Here is an 18894-nt window from a genome sequence, read left to right as displayed (position 1 = left end):
TCCCGATCGCCGCCAGTCGGTTCGGGGCGCTCAGAAGTGTGCGGCAACCAGCGGTTCGGTGGTCTCGCTCGCCCGTTCGGCGGTCCGGTGCTCCAGGATGCCGGACAGCACCGCGAGTCCGAGGGCACTGACGACCAAGCCGACGCCGACCCAGTTCGGTGCGGTGTACCCGTACCCCGCGGCGATCACCACACCGCCGAGCCACGCGGAGACCGCATTGCCGAGGTTGAACGCGCCGATATTCAGCGCCGAGGCCAGCGTGGGTGCCGATCCCGCCTGATCGAGAACGCGCTTCTGCAGCGGTGGGACGGTCGCGAAGCCCAGTGCGCCGATCAGTACGACGGTGATCGCGGCCGCGATTTTGTTGTGCGCCGTCAGTGTGAACAGTGCGAGCACCAGCGCTAGGCCGCCGAGTGTCGTGTAGAGCATCGGCATCAGGTGCCGGTCGGCGAATTTGCCGCCGATCAGATTGCCGAGGAAGAAGCCCATGCCGAACAGGACGAGCACCCAGGTGACCGAACTCTCCGCATAGCCGGTGACCTCGGTCATCATCGGCGCGAGGTAGGTGATCGCCGCGAAGACGCCGCCGAAGCCGAGCACCGTCATCGCCATGGCCAGCAGCACCTGCGGGTTGGCGAGTACGGCGAGTTCGTGCCGCAGGCGGGCGTCGTGTGCTGCCGGCTGGTCGGGGACCAGCGCGGCGATGCCGAACAACCCGGCCACGCCGACCAGCGCGACGAGCCCGAAGGTGAGCCGCCAGCCGAACTGCTGGCCGAGCAGGGTGCCGAGCGGTACGCCGACGATGGTCGCGACGGTGAGGCCGGTGAACATGATGGCGATCGCACCGGCCTTGCGGTCCGGGCGCACCAGATTTCCGGCGACCACCGAGCCGATGCCGAAGAAGGCGCCGTGGGCCAGCGAGGCGACGATGCGCCCGGTCAGCATGAGGTCGAAAGTCGGTGCGAGCGCGGACAATACGTTGCCCGCGATCAACAGCAGCAGGCTGATCAGCAGCATGCGCTTGCGTGATACCCGGGTGCCGAGTCCGGTCATGATCGGCGCCCCGACCAGTACGCCGAGCGCATACCCGGTGACCAGCAGACCCGCGGTGGGGATCGACACCGTGTAGGTGTCGGCGATGTCGGGGAGCAGTCCGACGACGACGAATTCGGTGGTGCCGATTCCGAAGGCGCCGAGTGTCAGGGCGAGTAGTGCGAGCGGCATGAGCATGAGCCTCCACGTGATGTTGCGCCTGAGCTTTACAGGCGACAACAATAATTGCAGACGCATAATGATTGCAAGCGCGGGCTATTGCGGTGGCCATCTATCCTGGAGGGGAAGAGCCCCGAAGCAGAAGGAATGCCATGACCGCGGATGCCGCCCTGACCGGCCTGGCCGATGGTTGGTACGCACTGTCACTGCTGCACGATCGGATCGAGGCGCATATCGAACGCGCCCTGCAATCCGGTCAAGAACTGAGCGTGCGGGAGTACTCACTGCTGGTCGTGCTCAGTCGCCAGCACGACGGACCCGGCGGACATCTGCGCATGAACCAGGTCGCCGAAGCCGTCGTGCTGAGTCAGAGCGCGACGACCCGACTGGTCACCCGTCTAGAAGACCGCGGCCTACTGCAGCGTTATCTCTGCCCGGACGACCGCCGCGGCATCTACACCGATGTCACCCCCGCGGGTCTGGAACTACTGGCCCGAGCGCGCCCCACCCACGACGAGGCCCTGTCGAGCGCCCTCGGCCAAGCCGCCGCCGACCCCGAATTGGCCCCCTTGGTCGCGGCAGTGGAGGCGATGAACACCAACGCAGCACACGGCGTGCGAGTTCTGCACGCTTAGCTGGTGGGGTGTCGGGTGACGCGACGTGATGGTGAGTCGTTCTCGGCCGGGCCGCTGGCGACCGTGAATTGGCAGCTGGTTGCGGCCGTGGGGCAATGAACTCCAACTCGGCACGGGGCGTGCAGGTCCCGCACGCATAGCCGATCCGGCGCGGCTACTCGACGGTGACGGTGCCGCGCATCTGGGGATGTAGCGAGCACAGATAGCGATAGGTGCCGGGCGCGATGAAGGTGTAGCTCCATTGGCCCCGGTCGAAGATCGGGCTATTGATGCCCATTGCCTTATCGCCGATGCCCTGCACAGTGTGCGGCACGCTGTCCTTGAACTTCCAGGTCACGGTGTCGCCGACCTTGACGGTGACGTCGGCGGGGGAGAACTTCATATCCGCGACATCGACGGTGACGGCGGCGGTTTTCGTATCGCCGGACTTGGCGGTGGGTGCCTGGCTGCTCGTCTCGGCTGTGGTGGTCGGGGCGGGTGACTTCGTTTCGCTGGAGCCGCAGCCCGCTAGCAAGAGCGTCGTCGCCAGGACGAACCCGGCTGCGACCCGGGTGGATATCGCACGGCGCACCATCGGCATGCTGGCCAAGCGTAGTCTGCTGACCGTGCGGGTCTGCGCGGCGCCATGGCGGTGCCGGTTCGACCGCGATGGCGATGCCCCGCACCAGCGGAATCGCAGTGCCCGACCGATACAGTGGAGGCGAGCGTTCATGTCCAGCCAGCGGGGCTATTTCACCGCCGATGAAGTGCGTACGGCCGAGGCCGAGCTGTTCGCCCGCGTCCCCGAGGGCATGCCGATGCATCGGGCGGCCTACGGATTGGCGACGGTGGTCGCGGGTGAATTGCGTGCGCGAACCGGCGGTATCGCGGGCCGGTCGGTGCTGCTGCTCGTCGGCTCGGGCGATAACGGCGGTGACGTGCTTTGGGCGGGTTCGATGCTGCGCCGCCGCGGCGTCGCCGTGACCGCGGTACTGCTGAATCCGGAACGTGCCCACCCGAAAGGCCTTGCCGCACTGCGCAAGGCGGGCGGTCGGATCCGAACCGCATCGGACGTGATACGCGATGGTGCGGCTGCAGGATCGGGGCACGGTGCGGCAATTCTGGCCGAAACCGGTTCGGCAGCACCTGATCTGGTGATCGATGGCATCGTCGGTATCTCCGGCCGTGGTCCACTGCGCCCCACGGCGGCGGAACTCGTTGCCGCTCTGAATGTTCCGATCATCGCGGCGGATCTTCCCAGCGGAGTGGATCCGGATACCGGTGCGGTCACCGGCCCCGCCGTTCGCGCCGCTGTCACCGTCACATTCGGCGCCTACAAGCCGGTGCATGCCCTGGCCGCGCCCTACTGCGGACGAATCGAGCTGGTGCCCATCGGTTTACGACTACCGGAACCGAATCTCGCGGCCCTGGCGCCAGCGGAGATCGGTGCGGGATGGCCGACCCCGGGCTCGACCGACGATAAGTACACCCAGGGAGTGACCGGTATCTGCGCTGGCAGTGACACCTACCCCGGAGCCGCGGTGCTTTGTACGGGTGCCGCCGTCGCGGCCACCTCGGGCATGGTCCGCTATGCCGGAACCGGTGCGGCCGCGGTGCTCGACCACTTCCCCGAAGTCATCGCCGCCCCGACCATCTCGTCCACCGGCCGAGTCCAGTCCTGGGTTTTCGGTCCCGGCGCTGGCACCGATGCCGACGCCAGCAAACGGCTCGCCGAAATCCTGTCCACCGACCTTCCTGTCGTCGTCGACGCTGACGGCCTCACCCTGGTCGCCGCCGATCCCGACCTGGTCCTCGGCCGCACCGCCCCCACCGTCCTCACCCCGCACGCCGGTGAATTCGCCCGCCTGACCGGACATGAGGTCGGCCAGGACCGGGTATCCGCCGTGCGCGATCTCGCCGAATCCTGGCAACTCACCGTCCTGCTCAAAGGCCGCGCAACCCTGGTGGCCACCCCGGGCCGACCGGTACTCGTCAACGAGGCGGGCGGCTCCTGGGCCGCCACGGCGGGCGCGGGTGACGTCCTGTCCGGGATTATCGGCGCCCTCCTCGCCGCGGGCCGCGATCCGGCCTGGTCCGCGGCCGCTGCCGCCCGCGCCCATGCCCTGGCCGCCAACCTCGCCGCCCACGAAAACCACCCGTCAGCCGCCCCCACCTCCGCAACGCCCCTGCTCGAACACCTCCGCCCCGCCATCCGCATCCTGCGTGCTCTTGCCGCGCACTGACCAGCGCTGGCTTTCGCCCGGCCGCCCGGCCGCGCCGGGTGCCGGTGACCGTTCGCGACCCTCACTGGAATACTTCCGCACATCAAGACCATCTCTGCGCCGCCCCGACCTCGGTGCCGCCCCTGCTCGATCACCCCCGCCTCCGCCATTCTGCGTGCAGTTGCAGCCAGCTGACCCGGGGGTATGCCCGCGGTGACCGACGCCCTCGCGCGAGCGTTACGGCGAATGGCAGGATCAGTAGCCGTGGAGGCGCAAGTGGAGACGGTTGTCGATCTGGATGCCATTGCCCACAACGTGCGGGTTCTGCGGGAATACGCCGGTGATGCGGCGGTGATGGCGGTGGTCAAGGCCGACGGCTACAACCACGGCGCTGTCGAGGTCGGCCGGGCCGCACTGGCGGCCGGGGCCGTTGAACTCGGGGTCACCACGGTCGCCGAGGCGGTGCAATTGCGCGAGGCGGGCATTACCGCGCCGATTCTGTGCTGGCTGAACAATTCCGATGCCGACTTCGGCGCCGCGATCGAACACGATATCGAGATCGGTGTCTCATCCCTGGCCCATCTGCGGGCCGTCGAGGCGGCGGCACGCGGCATCGGCCGGACCGCCATCGTCTCGCTCAAGGTCGACACGGGCCTCAATCGCAACGGCATCGCGGCGCTCGAGTACCCGGCGGTGCTCGCGGCGCTGCGCGCGCTGGTGGACGAGCAGGTGGTGCGGTTGCGCGCGATCTTCTCCCATCTCGCACACGCCGACGAGCCGGAACACCCCTACCTCGATGTCCAGCGCGACCGGTTCGTCGATGCCATCGCCACCGCCAAGGAATACGGTCTCGAACCGGAGCTGGTCCACCTCGCCAACTCGGCTGCCACCGTGACCCGCCCGGATCTCGCCTTCGATATGGTCCGCCCCGGCATCGCGATGTACGGACTCTCCCCGATACCCGAACTCGGCGACTTCGGCCTGCGGCCCGCGATGACCTTCCAGGCCCGCGTCGCATTGGTGAAGCCGGTCGCCGCCGGAGAAGGCGTCTCATACGGCCACCAGTGGATCGCACCGCGCGACACCACCGTCGCCCTTATTCCGGCCGGATACGCCGACGGCGTGTTCCGCCCGTTGAGCAACCGATTCTCGGTGTGGCTCGGCGGTGCGCTGCACCCCGGTGTCGGTCGCGTCTGCATGGACCAATTCGTCGTCGACCTGGGCGATAACGCGGCGGGCGTCACCGAGGGCGACACCGCGATCCTGTTCGGCGCGGACCGACCGCGGGCCCAGGACTGGGCGGATCTGCTCGGCACCATCCACTATGAGGTCGTGTGCGCACCACACGGCCGAGTGGTCCGGCGCCATGTAGGAGGGGGAACCGGATGAGAAACCGCACCGTCGTCGGTGGAGTGGCCACCGCCGGTGTGGTCGGCGCGCTGGCGGGCGCACACACCTTGCGACGCATCGGCGCCCGGGTGCTCTGGCCCGCCCGTGTCGATGAATACCGCGACGAGAACTTCAACCTGCTCGACGAGGACCGCTCCGGCGCGGTGCTCACCGAAGACGGTGTGCGCCTGGCCACCAGGGAATGCGGTCCGCCCGACGCCCCGGTCACCGTGATCTTCGTACACGGCTTCTGCAACACCATGGAGACCTTCCACTTCCAGCGCCGCGATCTGGAAAAGCGTTGGGGCCCAAGGGTTCGCCTGGTCTTCTTCGATCTGCGCGGCCACGGCCGCTCCGGCACACCGACCACCAAGAGCTGTACCGTCGCCCAACTCGGCCGCGATCTGGCCGCCGTCATCGAGGCGACCGCGCCGACCGGTCCGGTGGCCCTGGTCGGTCATTCGCTCGGCGGTATGGCGGTGCTGGCCGCGGCCGCGCAGTTTCCGGAGTTGTTCGCGGCGCGGGTGATCGGGATCGGTCTGCTCTCGACCGCGGCGGCCGAGGTCACTTCGACGGGCATTACCCAGCTCTTGCGCAACCCCGCGGTCGACGGCTTCCGTTTGGCCGTGCACACCGCACCCACGCTGGTGCAGGCCGGGCGCAGCGCCGTCCGGCATGTGATCACGCCGATACTGCACGTCAGCTCCTATCACGGACATGTGAGCCCCACCCTGTCGCGCTTCACCATGCTGATGATCGACCGCACGCCCGTCGAGACGATCGTGAAATTCCTCGAGATCTTCGAACTGCACGACGAATCGGCGGCGCTGCCAACGCTCGCGCATCTGCCGGTGCTGGTGCTCGGCGGCGCGCACGATGTCGTCATCCCGTTCCGCAATTCGCGGGCGCTGGCGCGCGAATTGCCGCAAAGCGAACTCATCCGCCTCGATGACGCCGGGCATATGGCGCACCTGCAATTCCCGGATATCGTCAACGCCGCGCTCGACCGGCTACTGGTGCGCGCCGGTGTCATCGAGCACATCCCGTCAACCTCGGAGGTCGCCGGTGGCTGAACGGCAGCAGCGGATCCTGCCCACGGTCGCCGATACCGAGGCCTTCGGTCGCGAACTCGCCGCCGGACTCGGCGCGGGTGACCTGGTGGTGCTCGACGGACCCCTCGGCGCGGGCAAGACCGCGCTGACTCGCGGCATCGCCGAGGGACTCGGTGTGCAGGGCCGGGTCAGCTCACCGACATTCATCATCGCCCGCCAGCACCGCGCCGGAGCGCGTGTCGGCGCCGAGCCGGTGCCGCTGGTGCATGTGGACGCCTATCGACTCGGCGGCGACCTGGACGAGCTGGACGCGCTGGATCTCGATACCGATCTGCATCAGGCGGTCGTGGTGGTGGAGTGGGGCAAGGGTGTTGTGGAACACCTCGCCGAGCGGCATCTGTACGTGTTGCTCTCGCGCGAGCCGAATTCCGATGTCCGTACCGCGATCTGGGAATGGGTCGGATAGCCCGCGATCGTCGCTGATCGTCGCGGTGGTGTAGCCACCGAGTAGCTCCGCACCGCGCGCAGGTACCACCCGGTATCGTTGGGTCAATCATGCTTGTACTAGCCGTCGACACCGCGACACCCGCCGTTACCGCGGGATTGGTGGAACTGGAGCAGGCCGCATCCGGCACCGGTGCCCCGGCGCGAGTGCGCACCGTCGCCTCGCGCGTCCGGGTCGACGCCCGCGCCCATGCCGAGGTGCTCACCCCGCAAATCCTCGAATGCCTCTCGGAGGCAGGTCGTTCCAGGGCCGATATCGATGCCGTCGTGGTCGGCATCGGGCCCGGTCCGTTCACCGGACTCCGGGTCGGCATGGCGACCGCCGCCGCCTTCGGTGACGCGCTCGGCCTGCCGGTCTACGGGGTCTGCAGCCTCGACGCGATCGCCTCCGACGCCGCGCTCGAACCCACGGTGGTGCCGGACATCACAGCCGAGAGCGAGCTCCTGGTGGTTACCGACGCGCGCCGTCGCGAGGTGTACTGGGCGCGCTACCGTGACGGACGTCGCATCGAGGGCCCGGATGTGAACAAGCCCGGTGATCTGGATCCCGTGCACGCCAGCATGATCGCCGGATCCGCCTCGCACGTCGACCTGTTCGACCTGCCCGTGCTTCCGGCCGAGACGCCATCGCCCGCCGGGCTGGTGCGCGTCGCGGCCGCCGAACTACTGGCGCGCACCGTCCCGGAACCGTTGGTCCCGCTGTACCTGCGCAGGCCGGACGCGGTCGAACGCAGTTACCGCACGCTCGATCGGACGGGGGCGTGACGGCAGTGGAGACCGGTAGATCCATGATTCGCATCGAGCCCATGGACGGCGCGGATATCGAACGCTGCGTCGAACTCGAACAACTGCTGTTCCCGGAGGACGATCCGTGGCAGGCGGTGTCCTTCCGCTCCGAACTGGCCGGGCCGCACAACCGCTATATCGTCGCCCGCGACGACGCCGGGCGGATGGTCGGCTACGCGGGCATCGCACTGCTCGGCGATGCCGAACACCCCGAGGCCGAGGTGCACACCATCGGCGTCGATCCCGGCTGCCATCGCTGCGGCATCGGCACCATGCTGCTGGAGGCGCTGCTCGCGGAGGCGGGCAAGCGCGGCGGACCGGTCTTCCTCGAGGTGCGTACCGACAATGCCCCGGCCATCGCGATGTACGCCAAACACGGCTTCCATATCATCGGCCTGCGCAAGAACTACTACCACCCGAGCGGCGCCGACGCCTACACCATGCGCAGGCCCGAGCTGACCGCCGCGAACCAGGCCTGGGGCCCGCAGCCGAGCGAAACGGCACAACCGAACGAGGTGCTCTCGTGATCGTCATGGGTATCGAAAGTTCCTGCGACGAAACCGGAGTCGGTATCGTGCGCCGCCACGCCGACGGAACCTGCGAACTGCTCGCCGACGAGGTCGCCTCCAGCGTCGAACAGCACGCCCGCTTCGGCGGTGTGGTGCCGGAGATCGCCTCGCGCGCACATCTCGAGGCCATCGTGCCCGCGATGCGCCGGGCGCTGGCGGCCGCGGGCATCAGCAAGCCCGACGCGCTCGCGGTGACCATCGGCCCCGGACTGGCCGGTGCGCTGCTGGTCGGTGTCGCGGCCGCGAAAGCCTATGCGGCAGCGTGGGATGTGCCCTTCTACGCCCTGAACCATCTCGGCGGACATGTCGCCGTCGATACCCTCGAGCACGGTCCGATGCCGCCGTGCGTTGCGCTGCTGGTCTCCGGCGGGCATACGCATCTGCTGCACGTCACCGATCTGTCCGAGCCGATCGTCGAACTGGGCAGCACCGTCGACGACGCCGCGGGCGAGGCCTTCGACAAGGTGGCCAGGCTGCTCGGCCTCGGCTTCCCGGGCGGGCCCGCGCTGGATGCCGCTGCCGCGCACGGCGATCCGAAGGCGATCGCCTTTCCGCGCGGTATGACCGGACCGCGCGATCCGCGCTACGACTTCTCCTTCTCCGGTCTGAAGACCGCCGTCGCCCGCTACGTCGAGGCGGCCCAGCGCAATGGCTTCACCGCCGAGGAGCTGCCGATTCCGGATATCGCGGCGTCCTTCCAGGAATCGGTCGCCGATGTGCTCACCATGAAGGCGGTGCGCGCGGCCCAGGACGTCGGGGTCGACACCCTGGTGCTCGGTGGTGGCGCCACCGCCAATTCCCGAATCCGCTCCATGGCCGAAGAACGTTGTGCGGCGGCCGGATTGCGCTTGCGCGTCCCCAAACCCCGCCTGTGCACCGACAACGGTGTAATGATCGCGGCCCTTGGCGCCCACGTGATCGCGGGCGGCGCAACACCATCGCCCTTGACGGTCGCCACCGACCCCGGCCTCCCGGTCTCGGTCAGTCGAGTCGGCTGACTCCCCATAGGATTCGATCGCGACCGAGCGCGCGGCTGCCCAGCGCAGCGCTGTCCGGCACCGAGCGCGCACGCTGGTCAGCCGTTCGGCCCAACTCTCACCACGGCTCCCGACTGCCCGGAAGACGATCCCGAATTCGCCCTGGGCGGAAGGGGAATTCGCGATTGCGCAGGCGCCTGCGTCGTACCGGTCGGCGGCACCGTCGACGAGTCCTGGGCCGGAGTGTGTTCCGGCCCAGACGAGCCCACACCCGGCGCATTCGAATTACCGAACAGCGGACCGAGCAACTCCGGGAACGGAATCGGCGGCAGATTCGGATCCGGACGCAGCGTCGGCGCGTTCGGGATGGTGGTCGCGGCCGGTGTCGAGGTGGTCGAGGTCGGCGGCTGACTCCGATCCGGGGTGAGCGAGGGGATATTGGCGCCGGAGGGCCGGTTCGGGCTCTCCCGGTTCGGGCCGGTGGTCGAGGTACCCGCGCCGGTCGCCGGCACCGCCGACACCGGCGGCATCGGTAGTTGCGCGCTGCTGGTGGTGCCCGCCGGAGAGATCTCATCGTCGCCGGTCGGCGCGAATGTCTTCACGCCGTAGCCGACGACCAGCCCGACCACCACGATCGCACCCGCCAGCGTGCCGACGACCTTGGTGAAGGTGCCGACCGGTGCGTCGGCCGCGCCGAGCGCGACCACCGGGAATACCGACGGCTGCATCGAATCCGCCACCAGTGCCGCGCCTTTGGCGATCACCGCCTCCGGATCGTCGACGGTGTGCACCGGCAGATTCAGCTCACGGGCGAGGGTGGAGATCACCGCGGGGATATTGGCGCCGCCGCCGATCACGATCACGGCCTGCGGGAACTTCGGCGACCGCGCGAATGCCGCGGCGGCGAAGACGGCCGTATCGCGCAGCAGATCCGAGATCAGTTCCTCGAAGTCGGCCCGGGTCAGCTTCAGCGGCTGCCCGGCGACATGGTCGATGGTCACCGCGGGCGCGATCGACAGATGTTCCTTGGCGGCGCGACCGCGGTTGGTCAGCATGCCCCGGTTGGGTCGGGTGCCGCGGCGGGCGTAGTGCAGATCGACGAGGTGGTGATAGATCAGCTCATCGATGGCGTTGCCGCTGATAGCGCCGGTGCGTTCGGTGCGCAGGATGTCGGCGTCCGCCTGGTCGGCGACGGTGATGCTGAGGCCGGTCGCACCGAGATCGACAATGGCGACGGTTTCGTAGCGGTCGACCAGTCCGGTGTGGCGCAGATAGGTGAGCGCCGCGGTGCCTTCCGGAACCAGCCGCAGATCGCGCTGTTTGCCAGTGGCCGAACGGATTACCTGCGCCTGCTCCTTGCTGCGGTAGGCCACGGCGACAGTGGTCGGTGGGCGACCGGCGGCGGAGTCGACACCGATCGGTTTTCCGCCCGCGAAGCGTGCGCCGACCGGCTGCGCGGGGAAGGCCACGTCATAGGAGAGCTGCGTAGTCGGGAGCTGGGTCGTCATCAACTCGATCGAGGACGCGACGAGATCGCCGAGATCGGAGTGGGCCGCGTCCGCAGAGACCACCCGATAGTCGAAACTCTGTGCGCCATTGGACGCGGTTGCGACCAGCGCCGAGCACACGACCTCGTTACCGGCCGAGATGCCGAGGGATGTTCGCATGTCACCTCCCTTCGAGCGGATGGTCATGGTGGTGCCGACCATCTCGAATGGACAGCCGAAACGCCCGCGTGGATGGCGAACGATTCGGACGCGGGACCCGGCCGACCCGTTGTCCGGATGGGTCGCTGGGACGGCCATGGATCACGTGTGGTCTTGCCCTCTGGTGAAGCTTCTTCTGAAGAATGTTTGTACTGTGACGTTGGTTCGGACTGGTGCTGACGCTGACGTTGCTCTGGCGAAACAGGGTATTGCTGTGTGCCGCAGGGTATTTCCTGACGGTCTGTGCTCCCCCCACGACGCCGGTTCATGACGAACACGGCAAGCGAAGCACGATCGTCGTCAATACTGTCACAATCCGTTATCCGAACGTTACAGATTTGACGAAGTCTTGGGAAGCCCTCAGACCCCTGGGCGTGGCGTGGTCTGTGACACGCGCGGCGCGGTCGACGACACGGCCACGGCGCTGTCGGCGACGCCGACACGGCGCGACCAACGGTTTGGCACAGTCCAACCTTGAGCGCTGGCACTCTCATGTATAGAGTGCTAGTCGGCACTGTGTGATGTGCGTGTGCCAGTTCGACTACTGAGCAGGGTCCCGGCACCCGCGACGACGGGGCTGATGCGCAGGGTCGAGTCCGGGTGGCCAGTGGCGACTGCTTGCGGGCCGCTCGAAACAACACCGATACCGATAGTCCGGGACAACAGTTCCGGACGACCGCAAATCCCCTGAAAGTGGAGGGCTCAACGTGGCGAGCGTGAACATCAAGCCGCTCGAGGACAAGATCCTCGTCCAGGCCAACGAGGCCGAGACGACGACGGCCTCCGGCCTGGTCATCCCCGACACGGCAAAGGAGAAGCCGCAGGAGGGCACCGTCATCGCCGTCGGCGAGGGCCGCGTCACCGACAAGGGTGACCGCATCCCGGTCGACGTCAAGGAAGGCGACGTCGTCATCTACAGCAAGTACGGCGGCACCGAGATCAAGTACCAGGGCGAGGAATACCTCATCCTGTCGGCGCGCGACATCCTGGCCGTCGTCACCAAGTAGCCGATAAGGCACATGCGTTCCGCCCCGGTGTCTTTCGCGACCCGGGGCGGAGTGCGTTCGGCCCAGAACACACAGGAGCTGACAACACATGGCAAAGCAGATCGAGTTCGACGAGAAGGCTCGTCGTGCTCTCGAGCGCGGCGTCGACAAGCTCGCCGACGCGGTGAAGGTCACCCTCGGGCCGCGTGGTCGCCACGTCGTGCTCGCGAAGGCCTTCGGTGGCCCCACCGTCACCAATGACGGTGTCACCATCGCGCGCGATATCGACCTCGACGACCCCTTCGAGAACCTCGGCGCCCAGCTCGTCAAGAGCGTCGCCACCAAGACCAACGACGTTGCGGGTGACGGCACCACCACCGCCACCGTGCTGGCCCAGGCGCTGGTGCGCACAGGCCTGAAGAACGTTGCCGCCGGCGCGAACCCGATCTCGGTCGGTTCGGGCATCGCCAAGGCCGCGGACCTGGTGTCCGAGGCGCTGCTGGCGCAGGCCACCCCGGTCTCCGGCGAGCAGGCCATCGCGCAGGTCGCCACCGTCTCCTCGCGCGATGAGGAGATCGGCGAGATGGTCGGCAAGGCGCTGGCCACCGTCGGCAAGGACGGCGTTGTCACCGTCGAGGAGTCCTCGACGCTGCAGACCGAACTCGTCGTCACCGAGGGCGTGCAGTTCGACAAGGGCTACCTCTCGCCCTACTTCGTCACCGATGCCGACAGCCAGCAGGCCGTCCTCGAGGACGCCTACATCCTGCTGAACCGGGAGAAGATCAGCTCGCTGCCCGATCTGCTCCCGCTGCTGGAGAAGATCGCCGAATCCGGTAAGCCGGTGCTGATCATCGCCGAGGACGTCGAGGGTGAGGCGCTGTCCACCCTGGTCGTCAACTCGATCCGCAAGACCCTCAAGGCCGTTGCGGTGAAGGCCCCGTTCTTCGGTGACCGTCGCAAGGCGTTCCTCGACGATCTGGCCGTCGTCACCGCGGGCACCGTGGTCAACCCGGATCTGGGTATCTCGCTGCGCGAGGCGGGCATCGAGGTGCTCGGCAAGGCGCGTCGCATCGTCGTCACCAAGGACGACACCACGATCATCGACGGTGCCGGCACCGCCGAGGACATCGCGGCCCGTGGCGCGCAGCTGCGTCGCGAGATCGAGGCGACCGATTCGGATTGGGATCGGGAGAAGCTCGAGGAGCGACTGGCCAAGCTGGCCGGTGGCGTCGCGGTGATCAAGGTCGGCGCGGCCACCGAGACCGCCCTCAAGGAGCGCAAGTACCGGGTCGAGGACGCGGTGAGCGCGGCCAAGGCCGCCGTTGACGAGGGCATCGTGCCCGGTGGTGGCACCGCCCTGGTGCAGGCCGCCGCCAAGCTCGTCGAACTGCGCGACTCGCTGTCCGGCGATGAGGCCGTCGGTGTCGAGGTGGTGCGCACCGCACTGCGGGCGCCGCTGTTCTGGATCGCCACCAATGCTGGTGTCGACGGCGCCGTGGTGGTCAGCAAGGTCGCCGACGGTAAGGAAGGCTTCAATGCCGCCACCCTCACCTACGGTGATCTGCTCACCGACGGTGTGGTGGACCCGGTGAAGGTGACCCGCTCGGCCGTCGTGAACGCGGCGTCGGTGGCTCGGATGATCCTGACCACCGAAAGCGCCGTGGTCGACAAGCCCGAGGAACAGGAGCACGACCACAGCCACCACGGCCACGCGCACTGAGTTCACCCCTCAGCTGACGGCCCAATGGCAAAGGCCCCCGGGACCATCCGGTCCCGGGGGCCTTCGTTGTGAACAATATGAACGCAACTACCGCACAACAAGTCGAAAAATATCAATCGCGGTAACGGATTTCGCCTCGACGAGGCGGCGCTGACTCAGGATGCGACGGGCGGTTGTTCCGCGGCGATGGCGGCGAGCAACCGGCCACGCAGGGCGGCGGGCGGCTGGGCCGCCGTCGCCACCGCGAGGGCGGAGAGGACTTCCTTGGTCTGCTGCACTTCGGTCATGAATTCCGCGCGTAGCGCTGGGTCCTCACCGTCGAGCACTCCCTGTATCGCATTGTGGTCTTCGTCGTCGATCGATCCGAGCGCGACGGCGTGCGCGAGATCGATCTGCGCTTCGTTCATCTCACGGCACCCCCAAACTTTTCTTCAGTCGTGTCAATCCGTCCCGTATGCGGGACTTAACGGTCGGTAACCCTACGCCGAGGTGGGTCGCGACTTCCGCGTAGGTTCGCCCGCCGTAGTAGGCGAGCGATATGGCCTCCCGTTGGGTGTCTGTCAATGTCCCTAGACCTTCCAGGACGGCCTGCTGTTCGAGTCGTCGCTCCACTTCTTCGGTGACCTCATCGAATTCGTTGCCGAGAACCCTTATCCCGTACGCAACTTCACGCAGGGTATGGGCCTGTTCGGCGCGGACCCGGTCGACGGCTCGTCGGTGGGCGAGGGTCATCAACCACGTCACCGCGGATCCTTTGGCGGCGTCGAAACTTGCCGCGGTCCGCCAGATCTGCAGAAAGACCTCCTGTGTGGTCTCCTCCGCGTATCCGGGGTCGTGCAGTACGCGTAGCACCAGACCGAAGACGCGCGCGCACGTTCGGTCGTACAGCTCAGCGAATGCCTCCTGGTCGGATCGGCCGCAGCGTTCGAGAAGTGCGGCGAGCTCGATACTTTCGGCGGCGCGTGCCGTAACCGCAGAATCCACCCGGATGTCGGGTGGGATGGCTTCTCTTCGGAACGAGTCGCCCTCTGCGGCCGGCGGCCGCGTTGTCACAACGCTCCATTCTGTGTCATCGGTCACTACCGTAGCGGGTCGCTATGACACCCGATTCGGCGGGGTGCAGGCAAACCGCGTGTTGCCTGGCAACTTTCTGGAAAACTTCAACACGCCAGGTGTTTCCAGAAGAGACACGCCGTGACGCGCCGATAGTTATCGCGAAACGCCGGATGTGCAACCGACTTCGGCTTGTGGCCATCGCCGGTTGTTTGCTAGGGATTCGGCGCGCCGCGCCGGACGGATGGGAAGAAGTTCGTTTATACGGCCATACGACGGCGGTTGCGCCGGGCGTGCATCTCGCGCTCGGTTTCGGACATACCGCCCCAGATGCCATACGGCTCGCTGACTTTGAGGGCGTGGCTGCGGCACTGCATGAGCACCGGGCAGGCCCGGCAGATCTCCTTGGCGCGCATCTCGCGTGCGGTGCGGGCGCGACCGCGTTCACCGTCCGGGTGGAAAAACACCGCGGAGTCCTGGCCTCGGCAGGATCCTCGCATCTGCCAATCCCAGACGTCCGCGTTCGGTCCGGGGAGGTGGGTAGGCATGGGCATGGTGAACTCCTCGTGGTGCGAGCTCGTCAGCGTTGTCGAGCAGTTGTTCTGCAACAGTTGTGGCCACGGCGCTGGATCGGCGCGGCGTGCCCTGGGCTCGCCTATTGCGGTCGCTGCAATTTCGCGCGGCGCCGACCGTGGCGATGAGCTACGTTAGGTCCAGCCGCGAAATTCCGTCAATAGTTCGATGCAGCAGTTTTCGAAATCTTTAGCTGCGAAATTTAACCTCCGGGCTGTTTACTTTTAACGCCTTTCCAGTAATACTGATCGGTTGACCAGTGACGGGGATCTCTTGGCATGATGCCAGTATTCCGCATTCCCGCAGGTGGGAACGGGTTTGGTGGTTGCGCCCCGATGATCGGGCGGTCCTCGTAGACGTGGGTCCTGTCACAGTGTCGGTCGGCGGCTCCGGCGTACGGTCGATCGGAGATGGCAGAAACGGGACGCTGAGGTTAATTGCGCGAAACGCATGTGAATTCCAGTCACACGCGCTACGGGATTGCCGGGACACTTTTACTTGATGGAAACACGGCATCGGCGACAGAAATGCTGAATAGTAGCCGGATCGACCCCACTGGCGGCTTCTCGGCGTGCCGCCGGTCGCGCCGCGCAGGATAGAGTTCGGCCGTGCTCGCGTCAGCTTCCCCTATATATATCGAGTCCGCCATGCTTGCCGATGCGGCCTTCGGCACCTGCCCCGAACGTGCCGCTACCGAGTTGCCAGCTGCCGCGCACCCCCTCGATTCCTGGTATCGGGCGGTGATTCTGGGGGGCCAGGGTCGCTACGCCGCGGCACGCGAGGAGTTGCGCTCGCTATCGGCCAGCGCCACCGATCCGGTATTGCTCTCGCTGGCCGCGAGCACCGCGGGTTCGCTGCTGCGCCAGCTCGGCTGGCATGCCCGCGCCGCGGCCTTCGACGGTCGTGCGGCCGCGTTGAGCCTGCCGACCGGATCCGCCGATCGTGCCGAGTTCGGGCCGAATCGCGTCGACGCGATATGCGATGCGCTGACCGGTCTCGCGGCCGATGCGCTCGGCACCGGCCGTCTCGCGCTGGCCACCCGGCTGCTGCGGCGCAGTCATGACGAACTGACCCGTGCCGGGACGTCGGCGGGCTGGCGGGCGCTGATCCGCTGGCATTGGGTCTGTGCGGAGACCGCACTCGCCTCCGGGGCCGCCGACACCGCGGCGCCGCACGCCGCGACGGCCCTCGCGCTCGCCGAGCAGGGACCCTCGGTTCGGCACCGCGTGAAGTCCAGGCTTCTGGTCGCCGCGACCGCGGCTGCCTCCGGCGACAGTGAGCGCGCGCGCGTGCTCGCCGATGAGGTCGCCGAACAGTGCCGCGAGCACGAATTGCTGCCATTGCGTTGGGCCAGTTCGATGTTGCGCGCCGGGGTGTCCGCCGGGACTCGTGCGAGTGCGGCCGAGGCCGACGCGCGGCGGTGCGCCGAGACCATCGGCCGTCGTGGCGGGCACTTTCGTCCATGAGTGATTCCCGAGTCTGATCTAGAGACGACCGTGTTGCCCGTACCCGCGGGTTGTATCGCTATTGTTAGATCCGTTCCGCCCCTTCGGCGGAAGCACTGTTCATCACCGACGGTGCCACTTGTAACGCCAGGAAATTCTCTGACGATGACGAACACGGGCGAAGAGTTGGACCTCGCCGTCGCTGCCGCTGCGCAGGGCGACAGATCCGCTTTAGCCCAGGTACTCGAAATGGTCCGCCCGTTGGTGGTGCGCTATTGCCGCGCGCGGATCGGCGCTGCGGAGCGTGGACAGCTCTCCGCGGACGACGTTGCGCAGGAGGTATGTCTGGCTGTGATGACAGCCTTGCCCCGGTATCAGGACCAGGGCAGGCCCTTCATGGCCTTTGTATACGGAATCGCCTCGCACAAGGTCGCCGACGCACATCGCAACGCCGCCCGTAACAAGGCGGAGGCAATGGCCGAAGTACCAGATGTCATATCCACCGACCAAGGTCCGGAACAGCGAGCACTGGAATCCGAAACGAGCAGGCAGATGAACAGCCTGCTCGCGACGCTTCCGGAGAAGCATCGCGAGATTCTGATCCTGCGTTTGGTCATGGGTTTGTCAGCAGAAGAAACCGCAGTCGCCGTGGGCAGTACGGCGGGTGCGATACGCGTCGCTCAACACCGGGCGCTCGCGAAACTGAAGTCACAAGTGGCGAGGGCAGGTGAAATGTATGGCTAGGGATGGCGAGCGCGGTCGGGGCGACTGGAAGGCGCGACGTGGATCGCGGAACAGCGGTCCCTACGCCGGGAGCGGTGACACCGGACCGGTGGACATCGCGGCGGTGCGCCGAGACGATGCGCTGATCGATGCCATTGCTAGCAACGGGCCGGTGCAGACCGACTCCGCGGAGGAGTATCAGCTCGCGACGCTGCTGGCGGACTGGCGGGCGGAGCTGATTTCCCCACCGCTACCCAGCGAACCGAGTCTCGATGAGATCGTTGCTGCGGTCAACCAGGAGATCGGTGCCCGGCAGGTTCGCATCGGTGCGCAATCGGGTACGCGATTACGGCTTGTTCGTCCGATCCTCGGGACAGCGGCCGCGCTGGCTCTGGTCATCGGCGGACTTTCGGCGTTTTCCTATGGTGCCGCCCCGGGTGATCCGCTGTGGCGGGTCAAGGAAGTCGTGTTCAGCGAGCAGGCGCAGAGCACCGTGGTGCAACGTGCCGACAATGATCTGGCGAACGCGAAAGTGATGCTCGATCAGGGCAATCCGGATATGGCCAGGCAAAAGCTGGAGGGCGCCAAGGCAAATGCGGAGCTGATCGACGATCCGGCCAAACGCGACAAGCGGATCAGTGAATTCGATGCGTTGCTCGCGCAGTTGAGCAAGATCGCCCCGGAGATCGCGAAGTCGCTCGCGCCGAGTACGTCCTCGACGACGCCGAGTTCGGTGACCGATGGCAGCACCATCACCGCACCGACCACCAAGCCGTCCGGCGATGGTGGGTCGACTTCCGCGGTGGTGCCGCCGGTCGATACGAAGACGCCGACGACGACCGAGCCGACGGTGCCGGGTACAACGGGTACGCCTGGTAAGCCGACTGTGCCGACGACGCCGGTGACCACCGAACCGCCGACGCAGCCACAGCAGCCGAGTCAGACGCACCCGCCCCAGGGACCGCCGTCCACCGTCGTGGGAACTCAGCCCCCGCCGGTCCAGCCGACTGCGGACACCGGCGTGCCCGCGCAGCCGCGTCCGCAGCCGCCGACCGTTGGTGGCAACACCTTTGTGATTCCCAGTGGTTTGCCTGCTCTGCCCGGGTTTCCCGGATCGGGACCCGCCACATAATGGGAGTTGGTACTCCACAAGCGCTTTGGCTTCTAGGAAAGCGCTGAACCCGCAGCCGCGCTGGGGCGTACGCATATTCGGACGCCCCAGCGTGTGCGTGGCTCGATCTCCGAATTGCTGTGCATGAATCGATTGCCGACCGGCGGTCGGCTTTTTTTCTGTTAGCTATTTCACATCACGCCCGCTCGTCACCGCGCCTATTACCCCGCGCGTCACCGCGCCTATTACTCG

19 protein-coding genes are annotated in these 18894 nt (G+C 67.0%); 13 read left to right on the top strand and 6 right to left on the bottom strand.

Features of this window, described 5'->3' with window-relative positions:
* Positions 1 to 30: 30 nt before the first annotated feature.
* The gene (locus ABZW16_RS03500) at positions 31 to 1224 is read right to left on the bottom strand and encodes an MFS transporter (protein WP_354951873.1); all 1194 of its coding nucleotides are present in this window, start codon (positions 1222 to 1224) and stop codon (positions 31 to 33) included.
* Positions 1225 to 1364: 140 nt separating this feature from the next.
* Between ABZW16_RS03500 and ABZW16_RS03495 the strand changes: the two genes are divergently transcribed.
* Entirely contained in the window at positions 1365 to 1847 is a 483-nt protein-coding gene (locus tag ABZW16_RS03495; RefSeq protein ID WP_354951702.1) for a MarR family transcriptional regulator, read from the top strand.
* A 154-nt stretch (positions 1848 to 2001) separates the two neighbouring features.
* Here ABZW16_RS03495 and ABZW16_RS03490 read toward each other — a convergent pair whose 3' ends face one another.
* The gene (locus tag ABZW16_RS03490; protein WP_354951700.1) at positions 2002 to 2427 is read right to left on the bottom strand and encodes a plastocyanin/azurin family copper-binding protein; all 426 of its coding nucleotides are present in this window, start codon (positions 2425 to 2427) and stop codon (positions 2002 to 2004) included.
* A gap of 130 nt (positions 2428 to 2557) precedes the next feature.
* Here ABZW16_RS03490 and ABZW16_RS03485 point away from each other — a divergent pair, with 130 nt between their 5' ends.
* The 7 genes from ABZW16_RS03485 to tsaD all read left to right on the top strand — a co-directional run bounded on the left by ABZW16_RS03485 (position 2558) and on the right by tsaD (position 9346).
* Positions 2558 to 4069: an NAD(P)H-hydrate dehydratase gene (locus tag ABZW16_RS03485; RefSeq protein ID WP_354951698.1), complete on the top strand. Its 1512-nt coding sequence runs from the start codon at positions 2558 to 2560 to the stop codon at positions 4067 to 4069.
* 225 nt (positions 4070 to 4294) lie between these two features.
* Positions 4295 to 5437: an alanine racemase gene (gene alr, locus ABZW16_RS03480; RefSeq protein WP_354951696.1), complete on the top strand. Its 1143-nt coding sequence runs from the start codon at positions 4295 to 4297 to the stop codon at positions 5435 to 5437.
* Positions 5434 to 6510: an alpha/beta hydrolase gene (locus ABZW16_RS03475; RefSeq protein ID WP_354951694.1), complete on the top strand. Its 1077-nt coding sequence runs from the start codon at positions 5434 to 5436 to the stop codon at positions 6508 to 6510. Before alr ends, ABZW16_RS03475 begins: the two co-directional genes overlap by 4 nt.
* Entirely contained in the window at positions 6503 to 6955 is a 453-nt protein-coding gene (gene tsaE / locus ABZW16_RS03470) for a tRNA (adenosine(37)-N6)-threonylcarbamoyltransferase complex ATPase subunit type 1 TsaE (protein ID WP_354951692.1), read from the top strand. The genes ABZW16_RS03475 and tsaE overlap by 8 nt, the downstream gene beginning before the upstream one ends.
* Before the next feature lie 89 nt (positions 6956 to 7044).
* On the top strand, positions 7045 to 7758 hold the full coding sequence (gene tsaB, locus ABZW16_RS03465; protein ID WP_354951690.1) for a tRNA (adenosine(37)-N6)-threonylcarbamoyltransferase complex dimerization subunit type 1 TsaB: 714 nt from the start codon (positions 7045 to 7047) through the stop codon (positions 7756 to 7758).
* Between the two features lie 23 nt (positions 7759 to 7781).
* The gene (rimI, locus tag ABZW16_RS03460; protein ID WP_354951871.1) at positions 7782 to 8306 is read left to right on the top strand and encodes a ribosomal protein S18-alanine N-acetyltransferase; all 525 of its coding nucleotides are present in this window, start codon (positions 7782 to 7784) and stop codon (positions 8304 to 8306) included.
* On the top strand, positions 8303 to 9346 hold the full coding sequence (gene tsaD / locus ABZW16_RS03455) for a tRNA (adenosine(37)-N6)-threonylcarbamoyltransferase complex transferase subunit TsaD (protein ID WP_354951688.1): 1044 nt from the start codon (positions 8303 to 8305) through the stop codon (positions 9344 to 9346). Before rimI ends, tsaD begins: the two co-directional genes overlap by 4 nt.
* A gap of 77 nt (positions 9347 to 9423) precedes the next feature.
* Here the strand turns inward: tsaD and ABZW16_RS03450 are convergent, their stop codons facing one another.
* On the bottom strand, positions 9424 to 10992 hold the full coding sequence (locus ABZW16_RS03450; RefSeq protein WP_354951686.1) for an Hsp70 family protein: 1569 nt from the start codon (positions 10990 to 10992) through the stop codon (positions 9424 to 9426).
* Positions 10993 to 11738: 746 nt separating this feature from the next.
* Between ABZW16_RS03450 and groES the strand changes: the two genes are divergently transcribed.
* Positions 11739 to 12038, top strand: coding sequence for a co-chaperone GroES (gene groES, locus ABZW16_RS03445; RefSeq protein WP_040686722.1), 300 nt, complete (start codon positions 11739 to 11741; stop codon positions 12036 to 12038).
* An 88-nt stretch (positions 12039 to 12126) separates the two neighbouring features.
* A complete protein-coding gene (gene groL, locus ABZW16_RS03440) occupies positions 12127 to 13737 on the top strand; it encodes a chaperonin GroEL (protein ID WP_354951684.1) in 1611 nt (536 codons plus the stop codon).
* Between the two features lie 155 nt (positions 13738 to 13892).
* Here the strand turns inward: groL and ABZW16_RS03435 are convergent, their stop codons facing one another.
* The 3 genes from ABZW16_RS03435 to ABZW16_RS03425 form a co-directional block, all read right to left on the bottom strand.
* On the bottom strand, positions 13893 to 14144 hold the full coding sequence (locus tag ABZW16_RS03435) for a hypothetical protein (RefSeq protein WP_354951682.1): 252 nt from the start codon (positions 14142 to 14144) through the stop codon (positions 13893 to 13895).
* 1 nt (position 14145) lies between these two features.
* Positions 14146 to 14721 carry a sigma-70 family RNA polymerase sigma factor gene (locus tag ABZW16_RS03430; protein ID WP_354951869.1) on the bottom strand — a complete coding sequence of 192 codons (576 nt, stop codon included), beginning with the start codon at positions 14719 to 14721 and terminating at the stop codon, positions 14146 to 14148.
* A gap of 329 nt (positions 14722 to 15050) precedes the next feature.
* Positions 15051 to 15344 carry a WhiB family transcriptional regulator gene (locus ABZW16_RS03425; RefSeq protein ID WP_014981828.1) on the bottom strand — a complete coding sequence of 98 codons (294 nt, stop codon included), beginning with the start codon at positions 15342 to 15344 and terminating at the stop codon, positions 15051 to 15053.
* A 627-nt stretch (positions 15345 to 15971) separates the two neighbouring features.
* On the opposite strand from ABZW16_RS03425, the gene ABZW16_RS03420 reads away from it, so the two are divergent.
* The 3 genes from ABZW16_RS03420 to ABZW16_RS03410 all read left to right on the top strand — a co-directional run bounded on the left by ABZW16_RS03420 (position 15972) and on the right by ABZW16_RS03410 (position 18663).
* The gene (locus ABZW16_RS03420) at positions 15972 to 16829 is read left to right on the top strand and encodes a hypothetical protein (RefSeq protein WP_354951680.1); all 858 of its coding nucleotides are present in this window, start codon (positions 15972 to 15974) and stop codon (positions 16827 to 16829) included.
* 144 nt (positions 16830 to 16973) lie between these two features.
* Positions 16974 to 17552 (top strand): sigma-70 family RNA polymerase sigma factor, encoded by a 579-nt coding sequence (locus ABZW16_RS03415; RefSeq protein ID WP_354951867.1) that lies wholly within the window; start codon positions 16974 to 16976, stop codon positions 17550 to 17552.
* Positions 17545 to 18663, top strand: a complete 1119-nt coding sequence (locus tag ABZW16_RS03410; protein WP_354951678.1) for an anti-sigma-D factor RsdA — start codon at positions 17545 to 17547, stop codon at positions 18661 to 18663. Before ABZW16_RS03415 ends, ABZW16_RS03410 begins: the two co-directional genes overlap by 8 nt.
* Positions 18664 to 18894 lie beyond the last annotated feature (231 nt).

Source organism: Nocardia sp. NPDC004604, from assembly GCF_040609795.1.
Lineage (GTDB): Bacteria > Actinomycetota > Actinomycetes > Mycobacteriales > Mycobacteriaceae > Nocardia.
This window is presented reverse-complemented; position numbering and strand designations above follow the sequence as displayed.